This window comes from Streptomyces pseudogriseolus (assembly GCA_002154585.1).
GTDB classification, from domain to species: domain Bacteria; phylum Actinomycetota; class Actinomycetes; order Streptomycetales; family Streptomycetaceae; genus Streptomyces; species Streptomyces pseudogriseolus.
On record MUNG01000095.1, the window covers coordinates 42,353 to 67,273 of the forward strand.

General features: G+C 72.2%; 24 protein-coding genes and 1 pseudogene. 14 read left to right on the forward strand and 11 right to left on the reverse strand.

Features of this window, described 5'->3' with window-relative positions:
• Positions 1-40 precede the first annotated feature (40 nt).
• On the reverse strand, positions 41-790 hold the full coding sequence (locus CCN29_RS10200; RefSeq protein ID WP_006132591.1) for a Clp protease N-terminal domain-containing protein: 750 nt from the start codon (positions 788-790) through the stop codon (positions 41-43).
• 87 nt (positions 791-877) lie between these two features.
• Here CCN29_RS10200 and CCN29_RS10205 point away from each other — a divergent pair, with 87 nt between their 5' ends.
• The gene (locus CCN29_RS10205; protein ID WP_086681156.1) at positions 878-2,017 is read left to right on the forward strand and encodes a DUF2786 domain-containing protein; all 1,140 of its coding nucleotides are present in this window, start codon (positions 878-880) and stop codon (positions 2,015-2,017) included.
• A 60-nt stretch (positions 2,018-2,077) separates the two neighbouring features.
• On the opposite strand, the gene CCN29_RS10210 is transcribed toward CCN29_RS10205, so the two are convergent.
• Complete coding sequence (locus CCN29_RS10210) at positions 2,078-2,617, reverse strand: hypothetical protein (RefSeq protein ID WP_031062695.1); 540 nt, start codon at positions 2,615-2,617, stop codon at positions 2,078-2,080.
• Between the two features lie 396 nt (positions 2,618-3,013).
• On the opposite strand from CCN29_RS10210, the gene CCN29_RS10215 reads away from it, so the two are divergent.
• Positions 3,014-3,298, forward strand: coding sequence for a DUF397 domain-containing protein (locus tag CCN29_RS10215; RefSeq protein WP_006132594.1), 285 nt, complete (start codon positions 3,014-3,016; stop codon positions 3,296-3,298).
• A gap of 130 nt (positions 3,299-3,428) precedes the next feature.
• Here the strand turns inward: CCN29_RS10215 and CCN29_RS10220 are convergent, their stop codons facing one another.
• Positions 3,429-3,914, reverse strand: coding sequence for an ATP-binding protein (locus tag CCN29_RS10220; protein WP_031062693.1), 486 nt, complete (start codon positions 3,912-3,914; stop codon positions 3,429-3,431).
• A gap of 375 nt (positions 3,915-4,289) precedes the next feature.
• Here CCN29_RS10220 and CCN29_RS10225 point away from each other — a divergent pair, with 375 nt between their 5' ends.
• The 4 genes and pseudogenes from CCN29_RS10225 to CCN29_RS10240 form a co-directional block, all read left to right on the forward strand.
• A complete protein-coding gene (locus CCN29_RS10225; RefSeq protein WP_503167717.1) occupies positions 4,290-5,126 on the forward strand; it encodes a Sco1979 family transcriptional regulator in 837 nt (278 codons plus the stop codon).
• A gap of 124 nt (positions 5,127-5,250) precedes the next feature.
• Positions 5,251-6,711: an aldehyde dehydrogenase family protein gene (locus CCN29_RS10230; RefSeq protein WP_086681157.1), complete on the forward strand. Its 1,461-nt coding sequence runs from the start codon at positions 5,251-5,253 to the stop codon at positions 6,709-6,711.
• A gap of 64 nt (positions 6,712-6,775) precedes the next feature.
• Positions 6,776-7,423, forward strand: a complete 648-nt coding sequence (locus tag CCN29_RS10235; protein WP_086681159.1) for a PadR family transcriptional regulator — start codon at positions 6,776-6,778, stop codon at positions 7,421-7,423.
• A gap of 39 nt (positions 7,424-7,462) precedes the next feature.
• Positions 7,463-7,698 (forward strand): annotated as a pseudogene (locus CCN29_RS10240) (ABC transporter permease); the annotation flags it as partial.
• Positions 7,699-7,751: 53 nt separating this feature from the next.
• On the opposite strand, the gene gad reads toward CCN29_RS10240, so the two are convergent.
• On the reverse strand, positions 7,752-9,161 hold the full coding sequence (gene gad / locus CCN29_RS10245) for a glutamate decarboxylase (RefSeq protein WP_006132599.1): 1,410 nt from the start codon (positions 9,159-9,161) through the stop codon (positions 7,752-7,754).
• A 55-nt stretch (positions 9,162-9,216) separates the two neighbouring features.
• A complete protein-coding gene (locus tag CCN29_RS10250; protein ID WP_006132600.1) occupies positions 9,217-10,503 on the reverse strand; it encodes an ion channel protein in 1,287 nt (428 codons plus the stop codon).
• 100 nt (positions 10,504-10,603) lie between these two features.
• On the opposite strand from CCN29_RS10250, the gene CCN29_RS10255 reads away from it, so the two are divergent.
• Positions 10,604-11,365, forward strand: a complete 762-nt coding sequence (locus CCN29_RS10255; protein WP_086681162.1) for a MerR family transcriptional regulator — start codon at positions 10,604-10,606, stop codon at positions 11,363-11,365.
• Between the two features lie 189 nt (positions 11,366-11,554).
• The gene (locus CCN29_RS10260; protein WP_006132602.1) at positions 11,555-12,481 is read left to right on the forward strand and encodes a DedA family protein; all 927 of its coding nucleotides are present in this window, start codon (positions 11,555-11,557) and stop codon (positions 12,479-12,481) included.
• A gap of 35 nt (positions 12,482-12,516) precedes the next feature.
• On the opposite strand, the gene CCN29_RS10265 is transcribed toward CCN29_RS10260, so the two are convergent.
• Both CCN29_RS10265 and CCN29_RS10270 read right to left on the reverse strand, forming a co-directional pair.
• Positions 12,517-14,217, reverse strand: a complete 1,701-nt coding sequence (locus tag CCN29_RS10265; RefSeq protein ID WP_031020094.1) for a threonine/serine exporter family protein — start codon at positions 14,215-14,217, stop codon at positions 12,517-12,519.
• 145 nt (positions 14,218-14,362) lie between these two features.
• Positions 14,363-14,854 (reverse strand): inorganic diphosphatase, encoded by a 492-nt coding sequence (locus CCN29_RS10270; RefSeq protein ID WP_006132604.1) that lies wholly within the window; start codon positions 14,852-14,854, stop codon positions 14,363-14,365.
• Positions 14,855-14,933: 79 nt separating this feature from the next.
• Between CCN29_RS10270 and dacB the strand changes: the two genes are divergently transcribed.
• From dacB to folE, 6 genes are all read left to right on the forward strand, one after another.
• A complete protein-coding gene (dacB, locus tag CCN29_RS10275) occupies positions 14,934-16,529 on the forward strand; it encodes a D-alanyl-D-alanine carboxypeptidase/D-alanyl-D-alanine endopeptidase (protein WP_031020096.1) in 1,596 nt (531 codons plus the stop codon).
• Between the two features lie 153 nt (positions 16,530-16,682).
• Positions 16,683-17,813 carry an Rv3626c family coenzyme F420 biosynthesis-associated protein gene (locus CCN29_RS10280; RefSeq protein WP_078592275.1) on the forward strand — a complete coding sequence of 377 codons (1,131 nt, stop codon included), beginning with the start codon at positions 16,683-16,685 and terminating at the stop codon, positions 17,811-17,813.
• 195 nt (positions 17,814-18,008) lie between these two features.
• A complete protein-coding gene (tilS, locus tag CCN29_RS10285) occupies positions 18,009-19,037 on the forward strand; it encodes a tRNA lysidine(34) synthetase TilS (protein ID WP_006132607.1) in 1,029 nt (342 codons plus the stop codon).
• A gap of 67 nt (positions 19,038-19,104) precedes the next feature.
• Positions 19,105-19,665, forward strand: coding sequence for a hypoxanthine phosphoribosyltransferase (gene hpt, locus CCN29_RS10290; RefSeq protein ID WP_031020098.1), 561 nt, complete (start codon positions 19,105-19,107; stop codon positions 19,663-19,665).
• Positions 19,666-19,854: 189 nt separating this feature from the next.
• On the forward strand, positions 19,855-21,894 hold the full coding sequence (gene ftsH, locus CCN29_RS10295) for an ATP-dependent zinc metalloprotease FtsH (protein ID WP_006132609.1): 2,040 nt from the start codon (positions 19,855-19,857) through the stop codon (positions 21,892-21,894).
• A gap of 140 nt (positions 21,895-22,034) precedes the next feature.
• A complete protein-coding gene (folE, locus tag CCN29_RS10300) occupies positions 22,035-22,640 on the forward strand; it encodes a GTP cyclohydrolase I FolE (protein ID WP_006132610.1) in 606 nt (201 codons plus the stop codon).
• A gap of 63 nt (positions 22,641-22,703) precedes the next feature.
• Here folE and CCN29_RS10305 read toward each other — a convergent pair whose 3' ends face one another.
• The 4 genes from CCN29_RS10305 to CCN29_RS10320 form a co-directional block, all read right to left on the reverse strand.
• On the reverse strand, positions 22,704-23,192 hold the full coding sequence (locus CCN29_RS10305) for a DUF3180 domain-containing protein (RefSeq protein ID WP_006132611.1): 489 nt from the start codon (positions 23,190-23,192) through the stop codon (positions 22,704-22,706).
• Positions 23,193-23,254: 62 nt separating this feature from the next.
• On the reverse strand, positions 23,255-23,866 hold the full coding sequence (gene folK / locus CCN29_RS10310; protein ID WP_006132612.1) for a 2-amino-4-hydroxy-6-hydroxymethyldihydropteridine diphosphokinase: 612 nt from the start codon (positions 23,864-23,866) through the stop codon (positions 23,255-23,257).
• Complete coding sequence (gene folB / locus CCN29_RS10315) at positions 23,863-24,222, reverse strand: dihydroneopterin aldolase (protein WP_006132613.1); 360 nt, start codon at positions 24,220-24,222, stop codon at positions 23,863-23,865. Before folB ends, folK begins: the two co-directional genes overlap by 4 nt.
• A gap of 140 nt (positions 24,223-24,362) precedes the next feature.
• Positions 24,363-24,872, reverse strand: a complete 510-nt coding sequence (locus CCN29_RS10320; protein WP_006132614.1) for a nuclear transport factor 2 family protein — start codon at positions 24,870-24,872, stop codon at positions 24,363-24,365.
• Positions 24,873-24,921: the final 49 nt, after the last annotated feature.

The following is a 24,921-nucleotide window of genomic DNA, read 5'->3' on the forward strand; positions in this document are numbered from 1 at the left end:
ACAACGGCCTGGTGGGAGGGGTGCCGGGCCGGGCCGTGGATCAGCCCTCCCGCGTCGGTTCCTCCTCGGAGGACGTCTCCACGTACTGCGCGAGCATCTTCGTCAGGTACTCCTCGGCGGCGGCCTTGGTGACGCCGAGGGAGCTGAGCACGCCGGTGCCGTTCTCGTGTTCGAGGAGGGCGAGCAGGATGTGCTCGGTGCCGATGTAGTTGTGGCCGAGGCGCAGCGCCTCGCGGAAGGTCAGTTCCAGCACCTTCTTGGCCGCCGGGCCGTACGGCACCAGCTCGGGGGCGTCCTCGACGGCGGCCGGCAGCGCCGCGCGCGCGGCCTCGCGGACCGCGTCGACGGTGACGCCCTGGTCGGTGATCGCCTTGACGGCGAGGCCCTGCGGCTCGGCGAGCAGGCCGAGGACCAGGTGCTCGGGGAGCCCTTCGGCGTTGCGGGCGGCCTTCGCCTCGTTGTGCGCGGCCATGACCGTGTTGCGGGCGCGGGGCGTGTAGCGGTTGAAGCCCTGGCTCGGGTCGAGGTCGTTGCCGCCCTGGGGGACGAAGCGCTTCTGGGCGGCCTGCCGGGTGACGCCCATGCTCCGGCCGATGTCGGTCCAGGAGGCGCCGGAGCGCCGGGCCTGGTCGACGAAGTGACCGATCAGGTGGTCGGCGACGTCGCCGAGGTGCTCACCGGCGAGCACCGCGTCCTGGAGCTGTTCGAGCGGTTCTTCGTGGACCTTCTTGATGGCCGCGATGAGGTCGTCGAGACGGACGGATGACTTGATGGCGGGGTTCGTGGTCATGTGTCAACCGTAAGTTGACAGTGCGAGGGTGTCAACCCGTGGTTGACACTTTCGGGTGGCGGGTCGCGGCGTGGCACGATCGGCCCTGTGAGTACGTCCTCCGTCGTCGACCGCGCCTTCCGTTCCGCCCTCTACGACACGGGCGACGACACCCTCGACACGGGCGCCTCCCTGCTCGCCGCGGACCCCACGGCGGACGCCGAACTCGCCCGGCGTGGCGAGGACTTCGTCGCGGCCGCCTGGCAGCGGGGGTGGCAGCCGGCCGACGTCGTGCGGGTGGTGCGGCGAGAGCTGGAGGAGACGCATGTCCGTCTGGCCGGCGCGCTGATCCTGGCCCAGGCGCGACGGGACGGGCGGACGCGCGGGGCGCGGTGGGAGGCGCAGCTCGCCGAGCTGCGGGCCGAGGAGCCCGCCCCGCGCGGTGACCGGTTCTCGTACGCCACCGCCGTCCTGGAGCTGTACCGGCTGCTGCTGCGGCTGCCCGCGCTGGAGCCCCTCGACGAGGCGGCGGGGGCCTCGCCGTCCGGCGGGCGGGAGCGGAAACCGGAGTCGCGGATGCTCGGGCGCATCCGGGCGCTGCTGGCCAAGGCGGAGGCGACCGGGTTCCCGGAGGAGGCGGAGGCGCTGAGCGCCAAGGCGCAGGAGCTGATGGCGCGGCACAGCGTCGACGAGGCGCTGCTCGCCGCGCGGACGCCCGCCGCGGAGGGTCCGGACGCCGTGCGGATCGGGGTGGAGCCGCCCTACGAGCAGGCCAAGGCGGTGCTGCTGGACGCGGTGGCCTCGGCGAACCACTGCCGGGCGGTGTGGAACGAGGCGTTCGGATTCTCGACGGTCGTGGGATTCGCGCCCGACCTGGAGGCGGTCGAGCTGCTGTTCACCTCGCTGCTGGTGCAGGCGACCACCGCGATGACCAAGGCGGAGGCGGCGCAGCGGGCGGGCGGGCGGAAGCGGACGAAGACGTTTCGGCAGGCTTTCCTCGCCGCGTACGCCCACAGGGTGGGGGAGCGGTTGGCGGCGGCTGCGGCCGAGGTGCCGGTGGAGGGCGATCTGTTGCCCGTGCTGGCGTCGCGGGAGGTCGCTGTGGGGGAGCGGGTGGAGCGGTTGTTCCCGTCCACGACGACTACGCGGTTGCGCGGGGTCGGTGATGTGGCGGGGTGGGAGGAAGGGAGCCGGGCGGCCGAGGAGGCGGTTGCCGCCACCCGGAGGCGGTTGGGGCGGCGCCGCTGACGTCGGGGTGCGGGCCCGTCGCCGACTGCGGGCGCCGTCCGCGCCCACCCGTGGCCGTCCCTACGAACCCAGGCCCTCCGTCGGCAGGCCCGGGGGCAGGCTGCCGCCCTCCGCCTTCGTGTACGTTTCCTCGCCCGCCGCGCCGTCCCAGGTGACCGTGAGGGACTTTCCGTCGACCGACGTCACCGTTCCCTTCGTGCGGTCGCCGTCGCCGGTCGGGCACTTCAGGGTGATCGTCGGCTCGGAGTCGCCCTTCGCCGTGCCGCTGCACACCGTGCCGCCGGTGGCGAAGAGGGCCGCCTCCTCGCCGTTGACCATCAACACCACCGCCTTGCCGTCCGCGGTGGTGAGCCAGCTGCCCTGGAGATCACCCGCCGGCGCGCCGTCGGAGCCGCCCGTGTCCCCCGTCCCCCCGGTGCCGCCGCCGGAGTCCGCGGTCCGCGTGACGGACGGGGTGGGTGTGCCCGCGGAGTCGTCCGAGCCGCCGTCGCCGCCGCACGCCGTCAGCGTCAGCGCGCCGGCCAGCCCCACGGCCGCGACCGCCCACCGGGCCCGCCGGGAACGTCCCCCACGCGCGCGTGCCGGACCGAAGTGCTCCACCGCAGCCTCCGTAGTCACCGCTGGTCCCCTCCCTGACGCCGGCCCGGGCGGCCGGACGACCGCTGCCAGCTAACAGGAACCGCCCCGCGTCCGGCCAGGGGCGGGTGACGGACCTCGCACCATCGCCGCCGGGCCGCCCGGAACACCTCACCGCCCGCCCACCGGAAGGGCACAGGAGGGAACACAAACGCGCGCGCGTGCGTCTCTAAGGCAGCGGGGCCCGGTAAAGCGTCCGTCAAAGCGGGCACCGTGCGGCCGGTGAGGCTGTAATCGCGCCGACACCCGTCGTGCACGTGCATGCGCCCATGCATGTGCACATGAACGAAGCTATGATCCGGGTCAGTTGACCACTACATCGATGGTCACACCAGCCAGTGCACCAGCGGGGAGCGACCTGTGGACCACGACGTGTACGACGGTGACGGGCACGACGGTGCCGGCGCGTCCGGCGTGTACAACGGCATGGCGGCCACCCGGCTGGACGGTGTGGCCTGGCAGAAGAGCAGGCACAGCAACTCGCAGGGGTCCTGCGTGGAGTTCGCCCGGCTGCCGGGCGGGGAGGTCGCGGTGCGCAACTCCCGCTTCCCCGACGGCCCCGCGCTCGTCTACACGCGCGCGGAGATCGAGGCCATGCTGCTGGGCGTGAAGGACGGCGAGTTCGACCACCTGGTCGCCGGCTGACCCGGCTGGACCCCGGGATCCGCAGGTGCCCTGGCCCTCCCTTGGTCCCCGCTCCCCGTCACCGCGTACGGGCGCGGCGCCCGAACTCAACGCGCGTAGACACCCCACACGGGCGCACACCGCGCCGCGATCAGGGTTGCGGGAGCCGGAAGAGCGCCCACACCACCTTGCCGCCGAGCGCGCCCGACAGCGGCTGCCATCCCCAGCCGTCGCTGAAGGAGTCCACCAGCAACAGCCCGCGCCCCGACTCGGCGGAGCAGTCGTCCGGCAGGTCCCGCGGGTCCCGGGTGACCGGGCTCTCGTCGCTGGGGTCGCGCACCGCGCACACCAGCCGCTCGGTCCACCGCAGGAGGTGCAGCCGCACCGGGGGCTGCTCGGCGGCCAGGCGCGGGGCGTTCGCCGGGAGTCCGTGGCGCAGGGCGTTGGTGACGAGTTCGGAGACGACCAGGCAGACGTCGTCGAACCGGTCGCCGAGATGCCACTGGTCGAGGGTGCGGCGGGTGAACTGCCGTGCCTCGCGCACCGCTTCGTAGCGGGCGTGCAGGGCGCAGAAGGCGGCGTCGGAGGCGGCCGCGAGGTTCAGCGGCGGAAGGCCCTGCCGTAACGGCTCGAGCATGGTCGATCCATTCGTCCCCATGCGAGGCACTCCCGGAATTCGCGGTGGTGGCGAGGCGGCGGTGGTGCGGGGACCATGGTTTCGGATGCGCACAGCGGATGCAAGGGCAGATGCACGTGCAGCTGACCGAAATCCGCCCTGCCGTTCTGGTTTGTTGGGCAATTTTTCCGTCATCCTCGTGTCTTCTCCCTGGCTGTTCTCTTGCCCCCTCGTTGCGTCACGGTGCCCCTTCCGTGCCGCTTCCTGACCGGATCGAGCGGCCTGATTCCGTTTGCGTAACCGGGCGAGTACTGCTCGGAGTGTTTTAGTGGCAGACTGCGGGCCCTGAAGACGTTGGGGAGGCTGTCGAACGTGAGCGCGGGAGAGCCGGGATCGGTGGTGCGGCGCATGCTGCTCGGATCACAACTCAGGCGACTGCGTGAGGCGCGGGGGATCACGCGCGAGGCCGCGGGGTACGCGATCCGCGCCTCCGAGTCGAAGATCAGCCGGATGGAGCTGGGCCGGGTGAGCTTCAAGACCAGGGACGTGGAGGACCTGCTGACGCTGTACGGCATCACGGACGAGCAGGAGCGGGCCTCGCTGGTCTCCCTCGCCAAGGAGGCCAACGTGGCGGGCTGGTGGCACAGTTACTCGGACGTCCTGCCCAGCTGGTTCCCCACCTATGTCGGCCTGGAGGGCGCGGCCTCCCTGCTGCGCGCCTACGAGGTGCAGTTCGTGCACGGTCTGCTCCAGACCGAGGAGTACGCCCGCGCGGTGGTCCGGCGCGGCATGAAGAGCGCGAGCGACGCCGACGTGGAGCGCCGGGTGGCGCTGCGCCTGGAGCGGCAGAAGTACCTGGTCGCGGAGAACGCCCCCGAGTTCCACGTGGTGCTCGACGAGGCGGCGCTGCGCCGGCCGTACGGGGACCGCGCGGTGATGCGCGGCCAGCTCCAGCATCTGATCGAGGTTTCCGAGCGGCCCAACGTCCGGCTCCAGGTGGTGCCGTTCAGCATGGGCGGCCACTCCGGGGAGTCCGGCGCCTTCACCATCCTCAGCTTCCCCGACGCCGACCTCTCGGACGTGGTGTACCTGGAGCAGCTCACCAGCGCGCTCTACCTGGACAAGCCCGAGGACGTGGCCCAGTACGAGAAGGCGCTCAAGGAGCTCCAGCACGACAGCCCGGGCCCCGCCGAGAGCCGGGACCTGCTCCGCGGACTCCTCCAGCTGTCCTGAGTACGCCCCGGACCGGCTCAGAGGCCCCCTTCAACTCCCTTTCGTCACACGTACGATGACGTGACATCACACCGCGGTGTGCCGACCGGTTTTCTGCTGACGCAGCAAGGGATCGAGGGATCGCATGTCGTCGTACTTCACCGACCTGGCTCAGCAGTACATCGACGGCGAGTGGCGTCCGGGCACCGGCGCCTGGGACGTCATCGACTTCAACCCGTACGACGACGAGAAGCTCGCGTCGGTCACCATCGCCACGGCCGGTGAGGTCGACCAGGCGTACCGGGCGGCCGCCCGCGCGCAGAAGGAATGGGCGGCGGTCAACCGGTACGCCCGCCGCGCGGTGCTCGACAAGGCGCTCCGGCTGCTCGAGGAGCGCGAGGAGCACATCGCCGAGGCGATCGTCGCCGAGCTGGGCGGCACCCGGCTGAAGGCCGGCTTCGAGCTGCACCTGGCGAAGGAGTTCCTGCGCGAGTCGGCGCACCTGGCACTGGCCCCCGAGGGGCACATCCTTCCCTCGCCCGTGGACGGCAAGGAGAACCGCGTCCACCGCGAGCCGGCCGGCGTGGTCGGCGTGATCGGCCCGTTCAACTTCCCCTTCTTCCTGGCGCTGAAGTCCGTCGCCCCCGCGCTCGCGCTGGGCAACGGCGTGGTCCTCAAGCCGCACCAGGACACGCCGGTGGTCGGCGGCACCCTGATCGCCAAGATCTTCGAGGACGCGGGGCTGCCCCCCGGGGTGCTCAACGTCGTGATCACCGACATCGCGGAGATAGGCGACGCCTTCATCGAGCACCCGGTGCCGAAGGTCGTCTCGTTCACCGGCTCCGACGAGGTCGGCCGGCACGTGGCGACCGTCTGCGCCTCCCTCTTCAAGCGCGCGGTGCTGGAGCTGGGCGGCAACAGCGCGCTGGTGGTGCTGGACGACGCCGACGTGGACTATGCCGTGGACGCGGCCGTGTTCAGCCGGTACGTGCACCAGGGCCAGGTCTGCATGGCCGCCAACCGCATCCTGGTCGACCGGGCGGTGGCCGACGAGTTCACCGCGAAGTTCGTCGCCAAGGTGCGCACGCTCAGGGCCGGCGACCCGCGCGACCCGGAGACCGTCATCGGCCCGGTGATCAACTCCCGGCAGGCGGACCACCTCGCGGGCGTCGTCGAGCAGGCCCTCGCCGAGGGCGCCACCGCCCTGGTGCACGGCGCGCGCACCGGCAACCTGGTCGAGCCGTCCGTCGTCACCGGGCTGCCGGCCGGCTCCGCCCTGCTGCGCCAGGAGGTCTTCGGCCCCGTCGCCTTCCTCGTCCCGTTCGACGGCGAGGAGGAGGCGGTGCGCCTGGTGAACGACACCCCCTACGGGCTCAGCGGCGCCGTGCACACCGGGGACGTCGAGCGGGGCGTGCGGTTCGCCCGGCGGATCGACACCGGGATGTTCCACGTCAACGACGGCACCGTGCACGACGAGCCGATCGTCCCCTTCGGCGGTGAGAAGCACTCGGGTGTGGGCCGGCTGAACGGCGACACCTGGCTGGACGCCTTCACCACCACCAAGTGGATCTCGGTGCAGCACGGCCGCAGCCGCTTCCCGTTCTGACCCGTACGGCGCCTTCCCGCAGGCCGCTCCCGGCGCCGTCCGGGCGCGGCCTACGCTGGGCGGCATGTCAGTGATCCGTCTCCTCGTGCTCGGCGCGGTGCGCCAGCACGGGCGGGCCCACGGCTACCAGGTGCGCAACGACCTGGAGTACTGGGGCGCGCACGAGTGGTCCAACGCCAAGCCCGGCTCGATCTACCACGCGCTGAAGCAGATGGCCAAGCAGGGGCTGCTGGTCGCGCACGGGACCGCCCCCTCCACGGCCGGCGGCCCGCCGCGCACCGAGTACGAGGTCACCGAGCAGGGCACCGAGGAGTACTTCCGGCTGCTGCGCGAGGCGCTGACCTCCTACGACCAAAAGCCGGACGTGCTCTCGGCCGGGCTCGGCCTGATGGTCGACCTGGAGCGCGCGGAGGCCCTGGTCCTGCTGGAGCGGCGACTCGCGTCGATCGAGGAGTGGCGCAGGGCGGTCACGGAGTACTACATCCCCGAGGACGGGCCCGGTCGGCTCGGGCACATCGGCGAGATCATGGACTTCTGGGTCCACTCGGCCGACAGCGGGGCCGCGTGGACGCGGGACCTCATCGCGCGGATCCGGGGCGGCGCGTACACGTTCGCCGGGGAGGGCGAGCCGTTCGTCGGCGTGCTGGCCGAGGGCGAGGAGAACCCGTTCGCGACGGGGGAGACGGACCGGCGCCGGGAAGACTCCGAGTAATCAAGTGTGACGAGTGAGGGGGGCGGGTAATACCGTGCGGTCTGGCCGTTCGGCTTCCTGCCCAACGCGTTCGCCGTTCCCGAGTCCATGCCCGGCTGGCTGGCCACGGTCGTGGAGTGGAACCCGATCTCCCACACGGCCTCGGCCGTACGGGACCTGTTCGGCGCCCCGGCGCCGAACCGGGCCACGCCTGGGCCGCGGTCCTCTGGCCCCCCGCCCTGCTCGCGGTGTTCTTCCCGCTGGCGGTACGCCGTTTCGCGCGGCTGAGCCGCTGAGACAGGGCGGTCCGGCTCCCGTCCGCGGTCCGGACGGGAGCCGGACCACGTGCTCAGTGATGGAACCCGGTCGCCGCGTTCCGGTCCCGGGTGAGCGGGTGCGACTGGCTCCTCAGCTCGGGCAGCAGCCGGGTCAGGTCCTCCGCGAAGAGGCCGGCGAGGTCCTCCGAGAAGCCGTTGCGGCACACCACCCTGAGGACCGCGAGGTCCTGACGGTTCGCCGGGAAGGTGTACGCCGGCACCAGCCAGCCGGTCTCCCGCAGCCGCCGCGCCACGTCGAACACGTCGAACGCCGTCACGTCCGGCGCGGTGGTGAAGGCGAACACGGGCAGCTCGTCGCCCCGGGTGAGCAGCCGGAAGTCGCCGAGCGCCTCGATCCGCGCGGACAGTCCCGTGGCCACGTCCCGCGCCGCCTGCTGCACCGCGCGGTAGCCGTCCCGGCCCAGCCGCAGGAAGGAGTAGTACTGCGCCACGACCTGGGCGCCGGGCCGGGAGAAGTTCAGGGCGAAGGTCGGCATGTCGCCGCCCAGGTAGTTCACCCGGAAGACCAGCTCCTCGGGCAGCGCCGCCGCGTCCCGCCACAGCACCCAGCCCACCCCCGGGTACACCAGCCCGTACTTGTGCCCCGAGGTGTTGACCGACGCCACGCGCGGCAGGCGGAAGTCCCACACCAGGTCCTCGTCGAGGAACGGCGCGATCATCGCCCCCGACGCCCCGTCGACGTGCACCGGGATGTCCAGGCCGGTGCGCTCCTGAAGGCCGTCCAGGGCCTCGCACAGCTCGGCGACCGGCTCGTAGGACCCGTCGAAGGTGGAGCCGAGGATGCCGACGACCCCGATGGTGTTCTCGTCGCACAGCTCGACCGCGGCCGCCGGGTCGAGGTGGAACCGGTCGCCCTCCATGGGCACCTGACGGGGCTCCACCTCCCAGAAGGTGCAGAACTTCTCCCAGCAGACCTGGACGTTGACGCCCATCACCAGGTTGGGGCGGGCCTCCCGCGAGGGGTAGCGGCCGGCGTTGCGCAGCGACCAGCGCCGCTTCAGGGCCAGGCCCGCCAGCATGCACGCCTCGCTGGACCCGGTGGTCGAACAGCCCACGGCCTTCGCCGGGTCGGGCGCGTTCCACAGGTCGGCGAGCATCGCCACGCAGCGGCGCTCCAGTTCGGCGGTGCGCGGGTACTCGTCCTTGTCGATCATGTTCTTGTCGCGGCACTCCGCCATCAGCAGCCCGGCCTGCGGCTCCATCCAGGTGGTGACGAAGGTGGCCAGGTTCAGCCGCGCGTTGCCGTCCAGCATCAGCTCGTCGTGCACCAGCTGGTACGCCGTCGACGGGGCCATGGGGCCGTCCGCCAGCCGGTGCTTGGGCGGCGCCGAGGTCATGTCCCCGACCGGGTTCGCGGGCCCCAGGAAGGGGTTGACGGACATCGGGCGCTCACCGGCCGGCCGGCCGGGGTGCAGCGGCATGGGTCCTCCGTAAGGGGTCGGGCGGCCCGGGCCGGGCCGCCGGGGGGAGCGGGGGTCAGCTGACGGCCGTCCCGTCCGGCCGCAGCTGCATGTGCGGGCGGCCGGTGACGAGCAGCCAGGCGGGGAGGGAGGCCAGGCACAGCAGGGCGAGCATGCCGGGGGAGGCGACCAGGACGGCCGCGACGAACAGGCTCACCCAGCCCTGCCGGGTGACAGCCAGCAGCAGGCCCAGGACGCCCGCCGACACCCCGACGGCCGGATGCACCTCGGGCACCAGCGCGTGCGCGCACAGGCCGAGCGCGGTCCCCACGAACACCGACGGGAAGATCCGCCCGCCGCGGAAGCCGCAGGACGCGGCGACCAGCAGCGCGGCCAGTTTCACCACCGTCATCACGGCGAACTCGCCGGCCGTCCAGCCGTCGGGGTCGGCGGCCAGCTCGGCGATCTCGTCGAGCCCCTTGAACAGGGTGAGGTGCCCGCCCAGCGCCGCGAGCGCGCCCAGGACCACGCCGCCGGCCGGGAGCATCAGCATCGGGTGGCGCAGCCGCGCGAACGCCCCGTGCGTGTACGGGAAGGCGTACACCGCGCACAGGCCGAGCAGCGCGCCCGCCGAGGCCACCACGAGCGACGCCAGCAGATCGCCCCAGCCGGGCTGCCCGAACGGCGGCAGGTGCAGGTCGAAGCTCGGCCTCGACACCAGCGTGGTGGTCAGGGCGCCCGCCCCGGCGGCGGCCAGCGGCGCGAACAGGCTGTCCCACAGCTGTCCCTTGACGCGCTGCCCGGCCAGCGCCTCGGAGATCACCAGCGCCGCGGCGACCGGCGTGCCGAACAGCGCGCCGATGGTCCCCGCCTCGGCGAGGGCCACCCACCCGCGTTCGGCCGTCGCCGGGAACGCGCGGGCGCCGAACCACACCGCCAGCGAGACGTTCACGGCGATGATCGGGTTCTCCGGTCCCAGGCTCGGCCCGCCGGCCAGCACCAGCGCGGTCACCAGCAGCAGCCCGGGCAGCACCGCGAGCGGCAGCACCGGCGCCTCGAGCCCCGTGGTCGCCGGGTCGGGGCCCGCGTGCCCGGGCACCTTCCACACCACCAGCCCCACCGCGACACCGGTGGCCACCAGCACCGCGAACATCCACGCCACGGAGTAACGGCCGACGCCGAGCGCGTCCGGCAGGTCCCGCCAGAGCGCGTGCTGGAGCTCCTCGGCGGCCGCGCTCACCCCCAGCAGGACCAGGCTCGTCACCACGCCGACCAGCAGCGCGGGCACGATGGTCGGCAGGAGGGCGCGGGCCGAGACCGCCGGGGCGGTACCGGTCGCCGACTGCGTGCTGTCCTGGGTCACGCGCACACGATAAGGGGGCGAAAGGGATTAATCGGGAACCCGCTTGCACCTCACGTGGCGTGAGGACCCAGCCTGGAGCGCGGAACGGAAGGGAGCGGAAGTGAGCTACTCCGTAGGACAGGTGGCCGGTTTCGCCGGGGTCACGGTGCGCACCCTGCACCACTACGACGCCATCGGCCTGCTCGTGCCGAGCGCGCGCAGCCACGCGGGGCACCGGCGCTACAGCGACGCCGACCTCGACCGGCTTCAGCAGATCCTGTTCTACCGCGAGCTCGGCTTTCCGCTCGAGGAGGTCGCCGCGCTGCTCGACGACCCGGCCGCGGACCCGCGCGCGCATCTGCGCCGCCAGCACGAGCTGCTGACCGCCCGGATCGAACGGCTCCAGAAGATGGCGGCGGCCGTGGAACAGGCCATGGAGGCACGCACGATGGGGATCAACCTGACACCCGAGGAGAAGTTCGAGGTCTTCGGCGACTTCGACCCCGACCAGTACCAGGAGGAGGTCCAGGAGCGCTGGGGCGACACCGACGCCTACCGTCAGTCGCAGCAGAGGACGGCCTCCTACACCAAGGAGGACTGGCAGCGGATCCAGCGCGAGTCCGACGAGCTCACCCGGCGCTTCGTCGCCCTGATGGACGCGGGCGAGCCGGCGGACTCGGAGGCGGCGATGGACGTCGCCGAGGACCACCGCCAGGGCATCACCCGCAACCACTACGACTGCGGCTACGAGATGCACACCTGCCTGGGGGAGATGTACGTCAACGACGAGCGCTTCACGCGCAACATCGACCAGGCGAAGGAGGGGCTGGCCGCGTACATGCGGGACGCGATCCTCGCCAACGCCGTACGGCACACCGCCTGAGCGGTCGCGGCCCGGGCGCTGTGGGCCACGACCAGCGGTGATTCCCCCACGGCGCCGGCTCGCGGCTTCCGCCGGGGCGGGGCACAGTGCATCCTGGGTACCCCCGCGGAACCTGGGCTTCTACGGCTGCGTTCATAATTTGGGCAGCCAGCCCCGCCCTTGACCCCCAGCTGCAGGAGCCACATCCCCGTGACCACCCTTGCGCTCGGCCCCGAGTGGCTGAGCCCGGACTACCTCATCGAGACCTTCAGCCTCCCCGGCATCCTGCTGATCGTCTTCGCGGAATCCGGACTCTTCGCGTTCCTGCCCGGCGACTCCCTGCTGTTCACGGCGGGCCTTTTCGTGGCCGAGGGCACCTACATCAGCCAGCCCCTGTGGCTGGTGTGCACGCTGATCGTGCTCGCCGCCGTGATCGGCGACCAGGTCGGCTACATGATCGGCAAGTTCTTCGGGCCCCGGCTGTTCAGCCGGCCCAACTCCAAGCTGTTCAAGCAGGAGAACCTGGAGAAGGCCCACGAGTTCATGGAGAAGTACGGGCCGAAGGCGATCGTCCTGGCCCGCTTCGTGCCCATCGTGCGGACCTTCGCGCCCATCGTGGCCGGCGCCGGCCGGATGAAGTACCGCACGTTCCTCACGTACAACGTCATCGGCGGTGTCGCCTGGGGCACGGGCGTCACCCTCGCCGGCTACTGGCTGGGCCAGATCTCGCTCATCAAGAACAACGTCGAGGCGATCCTCGTCCTGATCGTCTTCGTCTCCGTGGTGCCGATCCTGATCGAGTACCTGCGCGAGCGCGGGAAGAAGAAGCGCGCCGCCGCCGAGGCCCCGGCCGCCGCGCCGCACGCGCAGCCGCCGGTCATGGACGACGCCACCACCCAGCTGCGCCGCATCCCCCCGGCCGCCGCGCCCCAGCAGCCCCGCCCGCAGCACCACGGCGACCAGGGCGGCTACCCGCAGCAGCAGCAGCCGTACGGCGGCGGCAACGGCTACCCGCAGCAGCAGCCGGACCGGCAGCCGTACGGGAACGACCAGGGCTACGACCAGCGGCAGTACGACCAGCAGCGGTACGACCAGCAGTACGACCCGCGCCAGCCGTACAACGGCGGCGGTTACTGAGCACCCCGGCGGGCGGCGGGCGGACCGGCGGTGGGCTAGAAGCCTCGCGTCCGCTTCGCCGCCCGACGCTTCTCCGCGGAGCCGATCCGCAGGAACAGCCGGGAGATCTCCGAACCGAGGTTCACGCCGATCGCGATGGCCATCGCCAGCGCCACCGCCTTGGTCAGCGACGTCAGACCCGAGTCGACCTCGTTCTGTGCGATGCCCAGCAGACCGAAGTACGTGGCCGAACCGGGCAGCAGCGGCCCGATCGCGGCCGTGGTGTACGGCAGCGCGGACGCGAACCGGTAGCGGGCCAGCAGCTGCCCGAACAGGCCCACCACACCGGCGGCCACCGCCGTCGACGCCACCGGCGAGATGTCGCCCGTGTCGTGCATCGCCCCGTACACCACCCAGGCGACCCCGCCGTTCAGCGTCACCATCAGCACCGTGGCCCGCTCCTGCTGGAGCAGCACCGCGAACGCCAGCGACAGCCCCAGGGACGCGGCGATCTGCAGCACCGGCTGCGGGTCCGACCCGCCGAGCGCGGCGTCCGGAACCAGGTTGGCGCCCAGCTGCACGCCGAAGTACAGCACCGTCAGCACGCCGATCACGATGCCGACGAAGAAGTACAGCACCTCCAGCAGACGCGCGGACGCCGTGATGTAGAAGCCGGTGAGACCGTCCTGCACGCCCGCCACCAGCGCCCGTCCGGGCAGCAGCGCGAACAGCCCACCGGTGATCACCGCGGAGGCCTTCACGTCCGCGTGCGCCAGGGTCAGCGCCACCCCGATCGCGGCCGGCGGCGTCGCGGCCACCGTGAACTGGTAGAACTCCGGCAGCCCGCGCCCGGCGCACAGCCAGGCCAGCCGGTCGCCGAGCATGGCCCCGACCGCAGCCGCGACGAACACCAGCAGCTGGCCACCGACCAGCACCGAGGCGGAGCCGGCCAGCAGCCCGCTCGCCGCCGTCAGCGCCCAGCCCGGGTAGGGGTGCCGGTTACGGCGGATCTCCGCCAGCCGCCGGTACGCCTCCTCCAGGGTCACCTGGGTCTCGGCGTCGCTGAGGTCGTCCACCAGCTGGTAGACGGCCGCCAGCCGGGTGTAGTCGGGGGAGCGGCGGCGCACCGTGCGGGAGGCGGTCACCGGGTCGTCGACCAGGGACGGCTGGTAGGAGACGGCGAGCAGGGTGAAGGTGACGTTGGGCTCGCACCGGTCCAGGCCGTAGGAGCGGCACACGGCGAACATCGCCGCCTCCACGTCCTCGGCGCCCTCACCGCCCGCCAGCAGCAGCTCACCGATACGCAGGCTCAGGTCCAGCACGCGCGGCACGGCCGGGCCGGCCTCGTCGTGCCGCTGCACCGGCTCCGGGGCGGGCCGCTCGGTCACCGGCATGCGCAGCATCGTGCGCATCCGGTCCTGCCAGGGCACGTCCTTGGTCAGCCGGACCAGCGGGACGCCGGTCGGCGGGGTGAAGGCGGCGGCCTGCTTGGCGCTGTACGTCCTCGGCGTGCTGAACGCCGAGCCCTCCGGCTCGTGCGGCGGGGGCGGCGCGACGTCCAGACCGTCCGGAAGGGAGAACTCCGAGGTGGTCTCGGACTCCGACGCCCCCGGCTTCGGCACGGCCAGCCCGTCGGGCACCGCGAACTCGGAGGTCGTCGACGACTCGCTGTCGGTCTGCGCCGCGAGATGCGAAGGGGGTACGAAGGCGCTCCTCGCCTCGTCCGACTGCGGCTTGCGGTCCTCCGCGTCCGTCACGTGCCTTTCTCTCCCTGCTGACGACACCGTCCCTCAGTGTGCCCGTTGTCGCGCCGATATGCGCACACGGCGAACGGCGCACAGCACGACGACGGGCCGCACGCCTGGGCGTGCGGCCCGTCGTCACCTCTCGGGGCGAGGGGGCTCAGTGGCCGCCCTGCTCCTTGAACCGCTTGTAGGACCGCTCGATCTCGGCCTCGGCGTCGACCCGGCCGACCCAGTTGGCGCCCTCGACCGACTTGCCCGGCTCCAGGTCCTTGTAGACCTCGAAGAAGTGCTGGATCTCCAGCCGGTCGAACTCCGACACGTGGTGGATGTCGCGCAGGTGCTCCACGCGCGGGTCCGTCGACGGGACGCACAGCAGCTTGTCGTCGCCGCCGGCCTCGTCGGTCATGCGGAACATGCCGATGGCGCGGCAGCGGATCAGGCAGCCCGGGAACGTCGGCTCGTCCAGGATGACCAGCGCGTCCAGCGGGTCGCCGTCCTCGCCGAGGGTGTTCTCGACGAAGCCGTAGTCGGTCGGGTAGGCGGTCGAGGTGAAGAGCCGACGGTCCAGGCGGATCCGACCCGTCTCGTGGTCCACCTCGTACTTGTTCCGCGAACCCTTCGGGATCTCGATCGTGACGTCGAACTCCACCGGACGCTCCTCCATGATCAGCACATCGTTCTGGTGGTTAAGTGTCCCTCACGCAGGTGTGTGATCGCGAAAGGGGCTGGTGGTCGTGCCAGAGCTGAGGCCTTGGCGGGCCGCGGTACCGCACGTCGTGCGGATCGCGGACGCCGTACGACCGCGTCTGGCGCGGGTCGCCGCGGCCACCGGGCCGTGGTTCACCAGAGGGCGCCGGCCGGGATCGCCGCAGGCCCCACGGGTCGCGCGGCCCGGAACCGGGTGGTACACCGCGACCGCCGCCACCGCCGGTCTGGCGCTGGCCGCGGGAGTGGCGACCGCCGCCGGCCCCTGGGACTCCTCGGGTCAGCGTACGGCCGAGCGGCACCGGGCCGTGGCCCTGGAAGCCTCGCGTGGCACAGATCACGAAGGCTCCCGGGCGCGCGCCGGCACCCCGCCGCGCGGGCCGGGGGCCGCCCCGCCCGCCCCGTCCGTGCTCACCGGCCTCGGCGGCACCGCCACCGCCGCCCGTTCGGCGCCCGCCGGGAAGGCGCTCGCCGCCGTCCTCGACCCGCTGCTGAAGGACCCGGCGCTGGGCCGCCGCTCCGCGGCCGTGGTCGACGCCGCCACCGGCCGCCGCCTCTACGGCGCCGACTCCGGCACCGCGCTCACCCCCGCCTCCACCACGAAGATCGCCACCGCGGTCGCCGCGCTGTCCGCGCTGGGCCCCGACCACCGGCTCACCACCCGCACGGTCTACGAACCCGACACCGAGGAGGTCGTGCTGGTCGGCGGCGGCGACCCCACGCTCACCGCCCGTAAGAGCGCCAAGGGGTCCGCGAGCCTGCGCGACCTGGCGGCCCGGACCGCGGCGGCCCTCGCCAAGCGGGGCGTGCGCAAGGTGACGCTGTCGTACGACACGACCCTCTACAAGGGCGGCACGACCCACCCGATCGGGGTCAACCCGAACATCGCCGAGGTCACCCCGCTGATGGCCGACGAGGCCCGCGCCGACGACTCCTCCAGCGGGCCCGCCCCGCGCGTCGCCGACCCCGCGGCCGACGCCGCCCGGCGATTCGGCGACCTGCTGAAGGAGCACGGAATCACGGCCACGCCGCCCGGCCCGTCGAAGTCGACCACGCGCGCGACCACCCTCGCGACGGTGTCCTCGCCGCCGCTGTCCGCGCTCGTCGAGCGCATGCTGACCAACAGCGACAACGACCTCGCCGAGGCGCTCGCCCGGCACACCGCCGTGGCCACCGGCAAGCCGGCCGACTTCGCCGGCGCGGGCGCGGCGGTCACCGCCCGCCTGAAGCAGCTGAGGCTGCCCGTGAAGGGCGTCGTGATCAAGGACGGCAGCGGTCTGGACCGCGCCGGGCGGCTCACCGCCGACCTGCTCACCGCCCTCCTCGTCACGGCCGGCGACCCCGCCCACCCGGAGCTGCGCCCGGTCCTCACGGGCCTCCCCGTGGCCGGCTTCACCGGCACCCTCTCCGGCCGCTACGCCGACGGCGCGGCCGGCGTGGTGCGCGCCAAGACCGGCACGCTGACCGGCGTCAACACGCTGGCCGGCACGGTCGTGGACCGCGACGGCCGCCTGCTGGCGTTCGCGTTCCTCGCGAACGACACGACGGGGCCGGACGCGGCGCAGGCGGCCCTGGACAAGGCCGCCTCCGCCTTGGCGGCGTGCGGGTGCCGCGTTTAGGGGCGCGGGGAACTGCGCGGACGTTCCGCGTCCTGCCCTCCCGTCTTCGGGGGCTTCGCCCCCGGACCCCCTTCGCACAGTTCCCCGCGCCCCTGTAGTGCCGCAGGCCGTGAGGATCTGCCCGTTTCCCCACCCCTCACGTACCGTTGACACATGACGAGCATCGGTGGTGCTGCCTCATCCATGGTCGACTGGAACCTCGCGGTCGCGACCGCGACCAGGCTCATGCGGCCGGGCCCCGACGTGAGCCGGGACGAGGCCCGCGCCGTCGTCGCGGAGCTCCGCCGCCACGCGCGGTCCGCGGAGGAACACGTCCGCGGCTTCACCGGTCTCGGCACCCCCGAGACCCATGACACGCCCCTTCTCGTGGTCGACCGCCCCGGCTGGGTGCGGGCCAACGTCGCCGGCTTCCGCGAGCTGCTCAAACCCCTGCTCGACAAGATGCAGGAACGTCGCGGCACCAGCCCCGGCACCATGGTCATGGGCGCCGTCGGCGGCAAGGTCACCGGCGTGGAGCTGGGCATGCTGCTGTCGTTCCTCGCCTCCCGGGTCCTCGGCCAGTACGAGACCTTCGCCCCCGCCACCCGGGACCTCCCGGCCGGCGCCCACGGCGGCGGACGGCTGCTGCTGGTCGCCCCCAACATCGTCCACGTCGAACGCGAACTGGACGTGGAGCCGCACGACTTCCGCCTGTGGGTGACGCTCCACGAGGAGACCCACCGCACCCAGTTCACCGCCGTGCCCTGGCTGCGGGACCACCTCGAGGGCGAGATCCAGGCGTTCCTGAGCGAGACCGACGTCGATCCGATGACCGTGCTGGAACGGGTGCGCGAGGCCGCCCAGTCGCTGGTCGGCGGCCGCCCCGAGGGCGAGGAGGGCGACGAGGGGCGCTCCCTCGTGGAGATCGTGCAGACCCCGGCCCAGCGGGAGATCCTCGGCCGGCTCACCGCCGTCATGTCGCTGCTGGAGGGGCACGCCGACTACGTGATGGACGGCGTGGGCCCCGAGGTCGTGCCGAGCGTCGCCGAGATCCGGGAGAAGTTCCAGCAGCGCCGCGCGAAGGGCGCCTCCCGGCTGGACATGGCGCTGCGCAAGCTGCTCGGCCTGGACGCCAAGCTCCGGCAGTACCGCGACGGCGAGCGCTTCGTCCGCGCGGTCGTCGACGAGGTCGGCATGGAGGGCTTCAACCGGGTGTGGACGTCGCCGAACACCCTCCCCACCAAGGCGGAGATCGGCAAACCGGCGGACTGGATCACGCGGGTGCACCGCAAACCGGAGGCATAGGCACCGCGCCCCCGTCGCGCAGGGTGTCCGGGCGGCGGCAGACGGACGCCCCGCCAATCACCCGTCCGAGGGACCGTGAGCCCCGGGCAGGCGTGCAATGCTCGGGGAACGGCCCGGTTCTGTCACCATCTACACACTCTGCGTGACCGGCCCCGGGCTCAACCCCCCGGAACAACATCATGAAGGGAACCGGACATGGGTCCCCATCCTGCGGTCGCGGCGATACGCCTGGCGGTCCGCCGCGTCCTGAACGACATCCTCGCCGAACACGGCCGGACGCCCGGCCGCCTCTCGCCCGACGAGCGGTCCTCCTCCCCGCTCGTGCTCGTGGCCTGCTCCGGCGGCGCCGACTCCATGGCGCTCGCCTCCGCCCTCGCCTTCGAAGCCCCCCGCGCCGGTCTGCGCGCCGGCGGCGTCACCGTCGACCACGGCCTCCAGGCGGGCTCCGCCCTGCGCGCCGCCGAGGTCGCCTCGCGCCTGCGCGAACTCGGCCTTGACCCCGTCGAGTCCGTCGCCGTCACCGTGGGCCGCGACGGCGGACCCGAGGCCGCCGCCCGGGACGCCCGCTACGCCGCCCTCGACACCGCCGCCGAGCGCCATCGCGCCGCCGCCGTCCTGCTCGGCCACACCCGCGACGACCAGGCCGAGACGGTGCTGCTCGGCCTCGCCCGCGGCTCCGGCATCCGCTCCCTGTCCGGCATGGCCGCGGTCTCGGGGGCCGACGGCCGTTACCGGCGCCCCTTCCTCCAGCTCGACCGGCAGACCGCCCGCAAGGCCTGCATGGTCCAGTCCCTGCCCGTCTGGGACGACCCGCACAACACCGACCCCGCCTACACCCGCTCCCGGCTGCGCCACGAGGGCCTGCCCGCCCTGGAGAAGGCCCTCGGCAAGGGCGTCGTCGAGGCCCTCGCCCGTACGGCCCAGCTCTCCCGTGACGACGCCGACGCCCTCGACGCCTGGGCCGGGAAGGCCGCGGCCGGCGTCCGGGACGCCGACGGCCGCCTGGAGTGCGCCGCGCTGGGCGACCTGCCGCCCGCCGTGCGCCGCCGGGTGCTGCGCCGGGCCGCCATCGAGGCCGGCGCACCGGCGGGTTCGCTGTTCGCCCGGCACATCGAGGAGGTCGACCGGCTGATCACCGGCTGGCGCGGTCAGGGGGCCATCAATCTCCCCGGCCGGGTCGTCGCCCGCCGGCAGGGTGGCAGACTGGTGATTCGGCAGGGCTGAATCCGGACCCCACCGACCGCGCGGGTCGCGGGGCGGACCGGACCGGCCGGTGGGACGACCGAAAGTGATGCGGGTGGACGCGAACGACATGGGTGCCGACCTCGAGAAGGTGCTCATCACCAAGGAAGAGATCGACGCCAAGCTGGTGGAGCTGGCGGCGAAGATCGACGCGGAGTACGCGGGCAAGGACCTGCTGATCGTCGGCGTGCTCAAGGGCGCGGTGATGGTGATGGCCGACCTCGCGCGGGCGCTGTCCACCCCGGTCACGATGGACTGGATGGCCGTGTCCTCGTACGGGGCGGGCACGCAGTCCTCGGGCGTGGTGCGGATCCTCAAGGACCTCGACACGGACATCAAGGGCCGGCACGTCCTGATCGTCGAGGACATCATCGACTCCGGACTGACCCTGTCCTGGCTGATCTCCAACCTCGGCTCGCGCGAGCCCGCCTCCCTCAAGGTGTGCACGCTGCTGCGCAAGCCCGAGGCCGCCAAGGTCGCCATCGACGTCGAATGGGCCGGTTTCGACATCCCCAACGAGTTCGTCGTCGGCTACGGCCTGGACTACGCCGAGAAGTACCGCAACCTGCCGTTCGTCGGGACGCTCGCGCCCCACGTCTACGGCGGGTGAACCCGCGGCGGCCCCGGCCGCCGCACGTGATCGGGAACCCCGGCGGGCTCCGCGGCGTTGGAGCATGCGTGGACGCCACTGCCGGCCGTCCCTCGCAGCGTCGGGGGCCCATGCTGGGGTACCGTCCGAAGAACAGCCTTTATCAAACTCACTATGGCAGGAGGGACGGGGCGGCACCGCTCCGTATGGATGGACGTGAAGCGATACTTCCGTGGGCCGGTCATGTGGATCGTGCTGGCCGTCCTTGCCGTGGTCGTGTTGATGCAGGTCGTCGGCTCGTCCGGCGGCTACAAGACGGTGGACACGGGCCAGGTCGTCCAGGCGATCAATGAGAACAAGGTCGAGTCGGCCAAGCTGACCACCGGCGACGAGCAGACCGTCAAGGTCCAGCTCAAGGACGGCCAGAAGGTCGAGGGCAGCTCGAAGATCCAGGCGAGCTACATCGGCGACCAGGGCGTCACCATCGCCAGCACGCTGCAGGACAAGTTCCAGAACAAGCAGATCCCCGACGGCTACACGGTCTCGCCGTCGAAGCAGAACCCCTTCGTGAGCATTCTGCTGTCGCTGCTGCCCTTCGTCCTCATCGTGGTCGTCTTCCTGTTCCTGATGAACCAGATGCAGGGCGGCGGCTCCCGTGTCATGAACTTCGGGAAGTCCAAGGCGAAGCTCATCACCAAGGACACCCCGAAGACGACGTTCGCCGACGTCGCGGGCTCCGACGAGGCCGTCGAGGAGCTCCACGAGATCAAGGAGTTCCTCCAGGAGCCGGCGAAGTTCCAGGCCGTGGGCGCCAAGATTCCCAAGGGCGTGCTGCTCTACGGCCCGCCCGGCACCGGCAAGACCCTGCTCGCGCGCGCCGTCGCGGGCGAGGCGGGCGTCCCGTTCTACTCGATCTCGGGTTCCGACTTCGTCGAGATGTTCGTCGGTGTCGGCGCCTCCCGTGTCCGTGACCTGTTCGAGCAGGCCAAGGCGAACGCCCCGGCGATCGTCTTCGTCGACGAGATCGACGCGGTCGGCCGCCACCGCGGCGCCGGCCTCGGCGGCGGTCACGACGAGCGCGAGCAGACGCTGAACCAGCTGCTCGTCGAGATGGACGGCTTCGACGTCAAGGGCGGCGTGATCCTCATCGCCGCGACGAACCGCCCGGACATCCTCGACCCGGCGCTGCTGCGCCCCGGCCGCTTCGACCGCCAGATCGCGGTGGACCGCCCTGACATGCAGGGCCGCCTCGAGATCCTCAAGGTGCACCAGAAGGGCAAGCCGGTCGCCCCGGACGTCGACCTCGGCGCCGTCGCCCGCCGTACGCCCGGCATGACCGGTGCCGACCTGGCCAACGTGCTGAACGAGGCCGCGCTGCTCACCGCGCGCAGCGACCAGAAGCTGATCGACAACAAGATGCTCGACGAGGCGATCGACCGCGTCGTCGCGGGCCCGCAGAAGCGGACCCGGATCATGTCCGACAAGGAGAAGAAGATCACCGCGTACCACGAGGGCGGACACGCCCTGGTCGCGGCGGCCTCACCGAACTCCGACCCGGTCCACAAGATCACCATCCTGTCGAGAGGCCGCGCCCTCGGCTACACCATGGTCCTGCCGGACGAGGACAAGTACTCCACCACGCGCAACGAGATGCTGGACCAGCTGGCGTACATGCTGGGCGGCCGGGCGGCGGAGGAGCTCGTCTTCCACGACCCGACCACCGGTGCCGCCAACGACATCGAGAAGGCCACCGGTCTGGCCCGCGCGATGGTCACGCAGTACGGCATGACCGAGCGGCTCGGCGCCATCAAGTTCGGCGGCGACAACACGGAGCCCTTCCTCGGCCGTGAGATGGCTCACCAGCGCGACTACTCGGAAGAGGTCGCCGCGCTGGTCGACGAAGAGGTCAAGAAGCTCATCGAGACCGCGCACAACGAGGCGTGGGAGATCCTCGTCGAGAACCGCGACGTCCTCGACAACCTGGTCCTGGCCCTCCTGGAGAAGGAGACGCTGGGCAAGGAGGAGATCGCCGAGATCTTCGCGCCGATCGTCAAGCGCCCGCCCAGGCCCGCCTGGACCGGATCCTCGCGCCGTACGCCGTCCACCCGCCCGCCGGTCCTCTCCCCCAAGGAGCTGGCCCTGACGAACGGGGCGAACGGCGCCACGCCGGCCATCTCCACCACGAAGACCGCCACGACGGACACCGCCCCGCAGCCGGAGCGGACCCCGGAGGAGCGCCCCGAGAGCTGACCACAGGCTCTCGGCGCCCCACCGGGCCCGGAATGGATGCCGCGTCCCCCTGGTTCTAGCCTGGGGGGCGCGGCATTTTTGCATCACCGCGGTTCGAGACGCGTGCCCGGCACGCGTGCAGGCACAGGAACGAGGCACCCATGACCGACCCCGTGACGCTGGACGGCATAGCCCCCGTCGGTGAGTTCGACGAGAAGCGGGCCCGGAACGCCGTGCGCGAGCTGCTGATCGCGGTGGGCGAGGACCCGGACCGTGAGGGCCTGCAGGAGACCCCGGCGCGCGTGGCCCGTGCCTACCGGGAGATCTTCGCGGGGCTGTGGCAGAAGCCCGAGGACGTGCTGACGACGACGTTCGACATCGGCCACGACGAGATGGTGCTGGTCAAGGACATCGAGGTGTACTCGACCTGTGAGCACCACCTGGTGCCGTTCCGGGGCGTGGCGCACGTCGGGTACATCCCGTCGACCAGCGGGAAGATCACCGGCCTGTCCAAGCTGGCCCGGCTGGTGGACGTCTACGCCCGCCGCCCGCAGGTGCAGGAACGACTCACCACGCAGATCGCGGACTCCCTGATGGAGATCCTGGAGCCGCGCGGGGTCATCGTGGTCGTGGAGTGCGAGCACATGTGCATGTCGATGCGGGGCATCCGCAAGCCCGGCGCCAAGACGATCACCTCGGCGGTGCGGGGTCAGCTGCGGGACGCGGCGACCCGCAACGAGGCCATGAGCCTGATCATGGCGCGCTGACGCCGCTCGGGCAGAAGGAAGGGGCACGGTGCGAACCGTGCCCCTTCCTCGTGTCCGCGGCCGTCAGCTCGCCGTGGCCGTGCCCGGGTGGTCGTCGTCCTCGTCGTCCGGGAGCTTGCAGACGTGCTCCAGGAACTTGGCCGCCGCTATCACGCCGATGCCGGCCACCACGGAGAAGCCGGCGTAGATGGCCTGGTCGCGGCGGGCGGGGATGTCCAGGGAGCCCAGCAGCACCACGAACGTGCCGCCGTAGAGGCCGGCGACGAGGGCCGCCACCAGCGCGCTGGCCTGTCCGAAGACCACCGCGCGGGCGGCCATCAGCGGGTCGACGCCCTTGGCGTCGGGCCGGCGCTCGCGCTGGGCCTTCAGCCGGGCGCGCAGGGAGAGCGCGGTGGCCGCGAGGACCACGGCGATCAGGGCGAGGACGATCGGCGCGGCCACGGGCACGCTCGGGAGGGTCCCCAGCGAGTTCCACAGGCGGGCGCCGGCCCAGGACAGGACCCCGGCGACGACGAAGACGCCGGCCAGCACCCTGATGCGCAGCTCTTTCACGGTGTCCCTTCGCGTTCCCCGGGCCGGTGACCCCGGGCTGTGGCCGTCCTCGACCTTAACGGCTACTCGGGCAGCCGGAGTTCCAGGTCGGCGCGCGGCGTGACACCGTCCCGGGTGACCGCGTCCAGCAGGTGCGCCACCTGTCCGCGTCCGGGGAGCTCGGCGGCGGGGTCGATGTCGAGCCAGGGGGCGAGCACGAAGGCGCGCTCGTGGGCGCGCGGATGCGGCAGGGTGAGTCGCGGGTCGTCGGAGTGCAGGTCGGCGTAGGCGACGATGTCGACGTCCAGGGTGCGCGGGCCCCAGCGCTCGTCCCGTACGCGGTGGAAGGCCTCCTCGACGGCCTGGGCGCGCTCCAGCAGGGAGGACGGCGGCAGGGTGGTCTTCAGCACCGCGACCGCGTTGAAGTAGGACGGCTGGCTGCCGGGCTCGACGCCCCACGGCTCCGTCTCGTACACGGGGGAGACCGCCTTGACCCGGATGCCCGGGGTGTCCTCCAGGGCGTCCACGGCCCCCTGGAGGGTCTCCAGGCGGTTGCCCAGGTTGGCGCCGAGGGACACCACGGCCCGCTTCGGGTTCTGGAGGGTGGCGTCGGCGGCGTCCACCTGCTCGACCACGGAGGCGGGGACGGGCTGGACGGTCGGGTCGGTGTGGCCCGAGGTGGTGGGCCTGGTCATGCGCGGCTCCGGGTGATGGTGACGGTGACGTCGTCGAAGGGCACGGTGATCGGCGCGTCCGGCTTGTGGACGCGCACCTCGACCTCCTGCACGACGTCGTGCTTCAGGCAGACCTGGGCGATGCGCTCGGCGAGGGTCTCGACGAGGTTGACGGGCTCGCCCTCGACGACGGCCACCACCTCCTCGGCCACGATGCCGTAGTGCACGGTCTTCGTCAGGTCGTCGTCGGCGGCGGCCGGGCGGGTGTCCAGGCCGAGGACGAGGTCCACGAGGAAGGTCTGGCCCTCCTCGCGCTCCTTCGGGAACACACCGTGGTGCCCGCGGGCCCTCAGGCCGCTCAGCGCGACACGATCCACGCGAATCACTCCTGCTGTCGTCGGTCCGGCCGGCCGGTGCCCTGTGCGGACGGCACCCCGGCCTTCTCTCGAATCTACCCGCGGCGGGCGCGTGCCCCGGCGGCCGTGCCCGGCGGGGTGAGAACCGCCACGTACGCGGGTCAGGGCGGGGTCGGGGTGTCGTCGTCCTCGTCGTCGTCGTCCTCGGCGAGGACCGGGGAGGCGTGGTGGGACCAGAGCTTCCAGCCGGACGGGGTGCGCCGGTACACGTTGGTGGCGACGACGAGCTGCCCGACCAGCGGCCCCAGCTCCTCGCCGGCCTCGGGGGCGGGCCCGCCGCTGAGGATGTTCTCCGTGCAGGTCACGAGGGCGGTGTCCCCGGTGACGGAGACGTGCACGTCGGTGAGGAAGAACTGGATGTAGTCGGTGTTCGCCATGATCAGCGCGTACGAGCGGAGCACCTCGCCGCGTCCGGTCAGCACCGGCCAGCCGGGGTGCACGCAGGAGACCACGCCCGTGTCGGCGGGGTCGTGGTACGACTCGTCGACGCCCAGGTCGGAAGGGGTGAGCCAGGCCGACGCGACCTCTTCGAAGTCGCCTCTCTCCAGTGCCTCGTAGAAGGCGGTGTTGGCGGCCTCGACCTGCTCGACGTCGGTGTGGGGTGCGGTCACCGGGCTCCTTCCGCACCGTGCTCGGGGGATGTGGGGCGGTCGTCGGGGC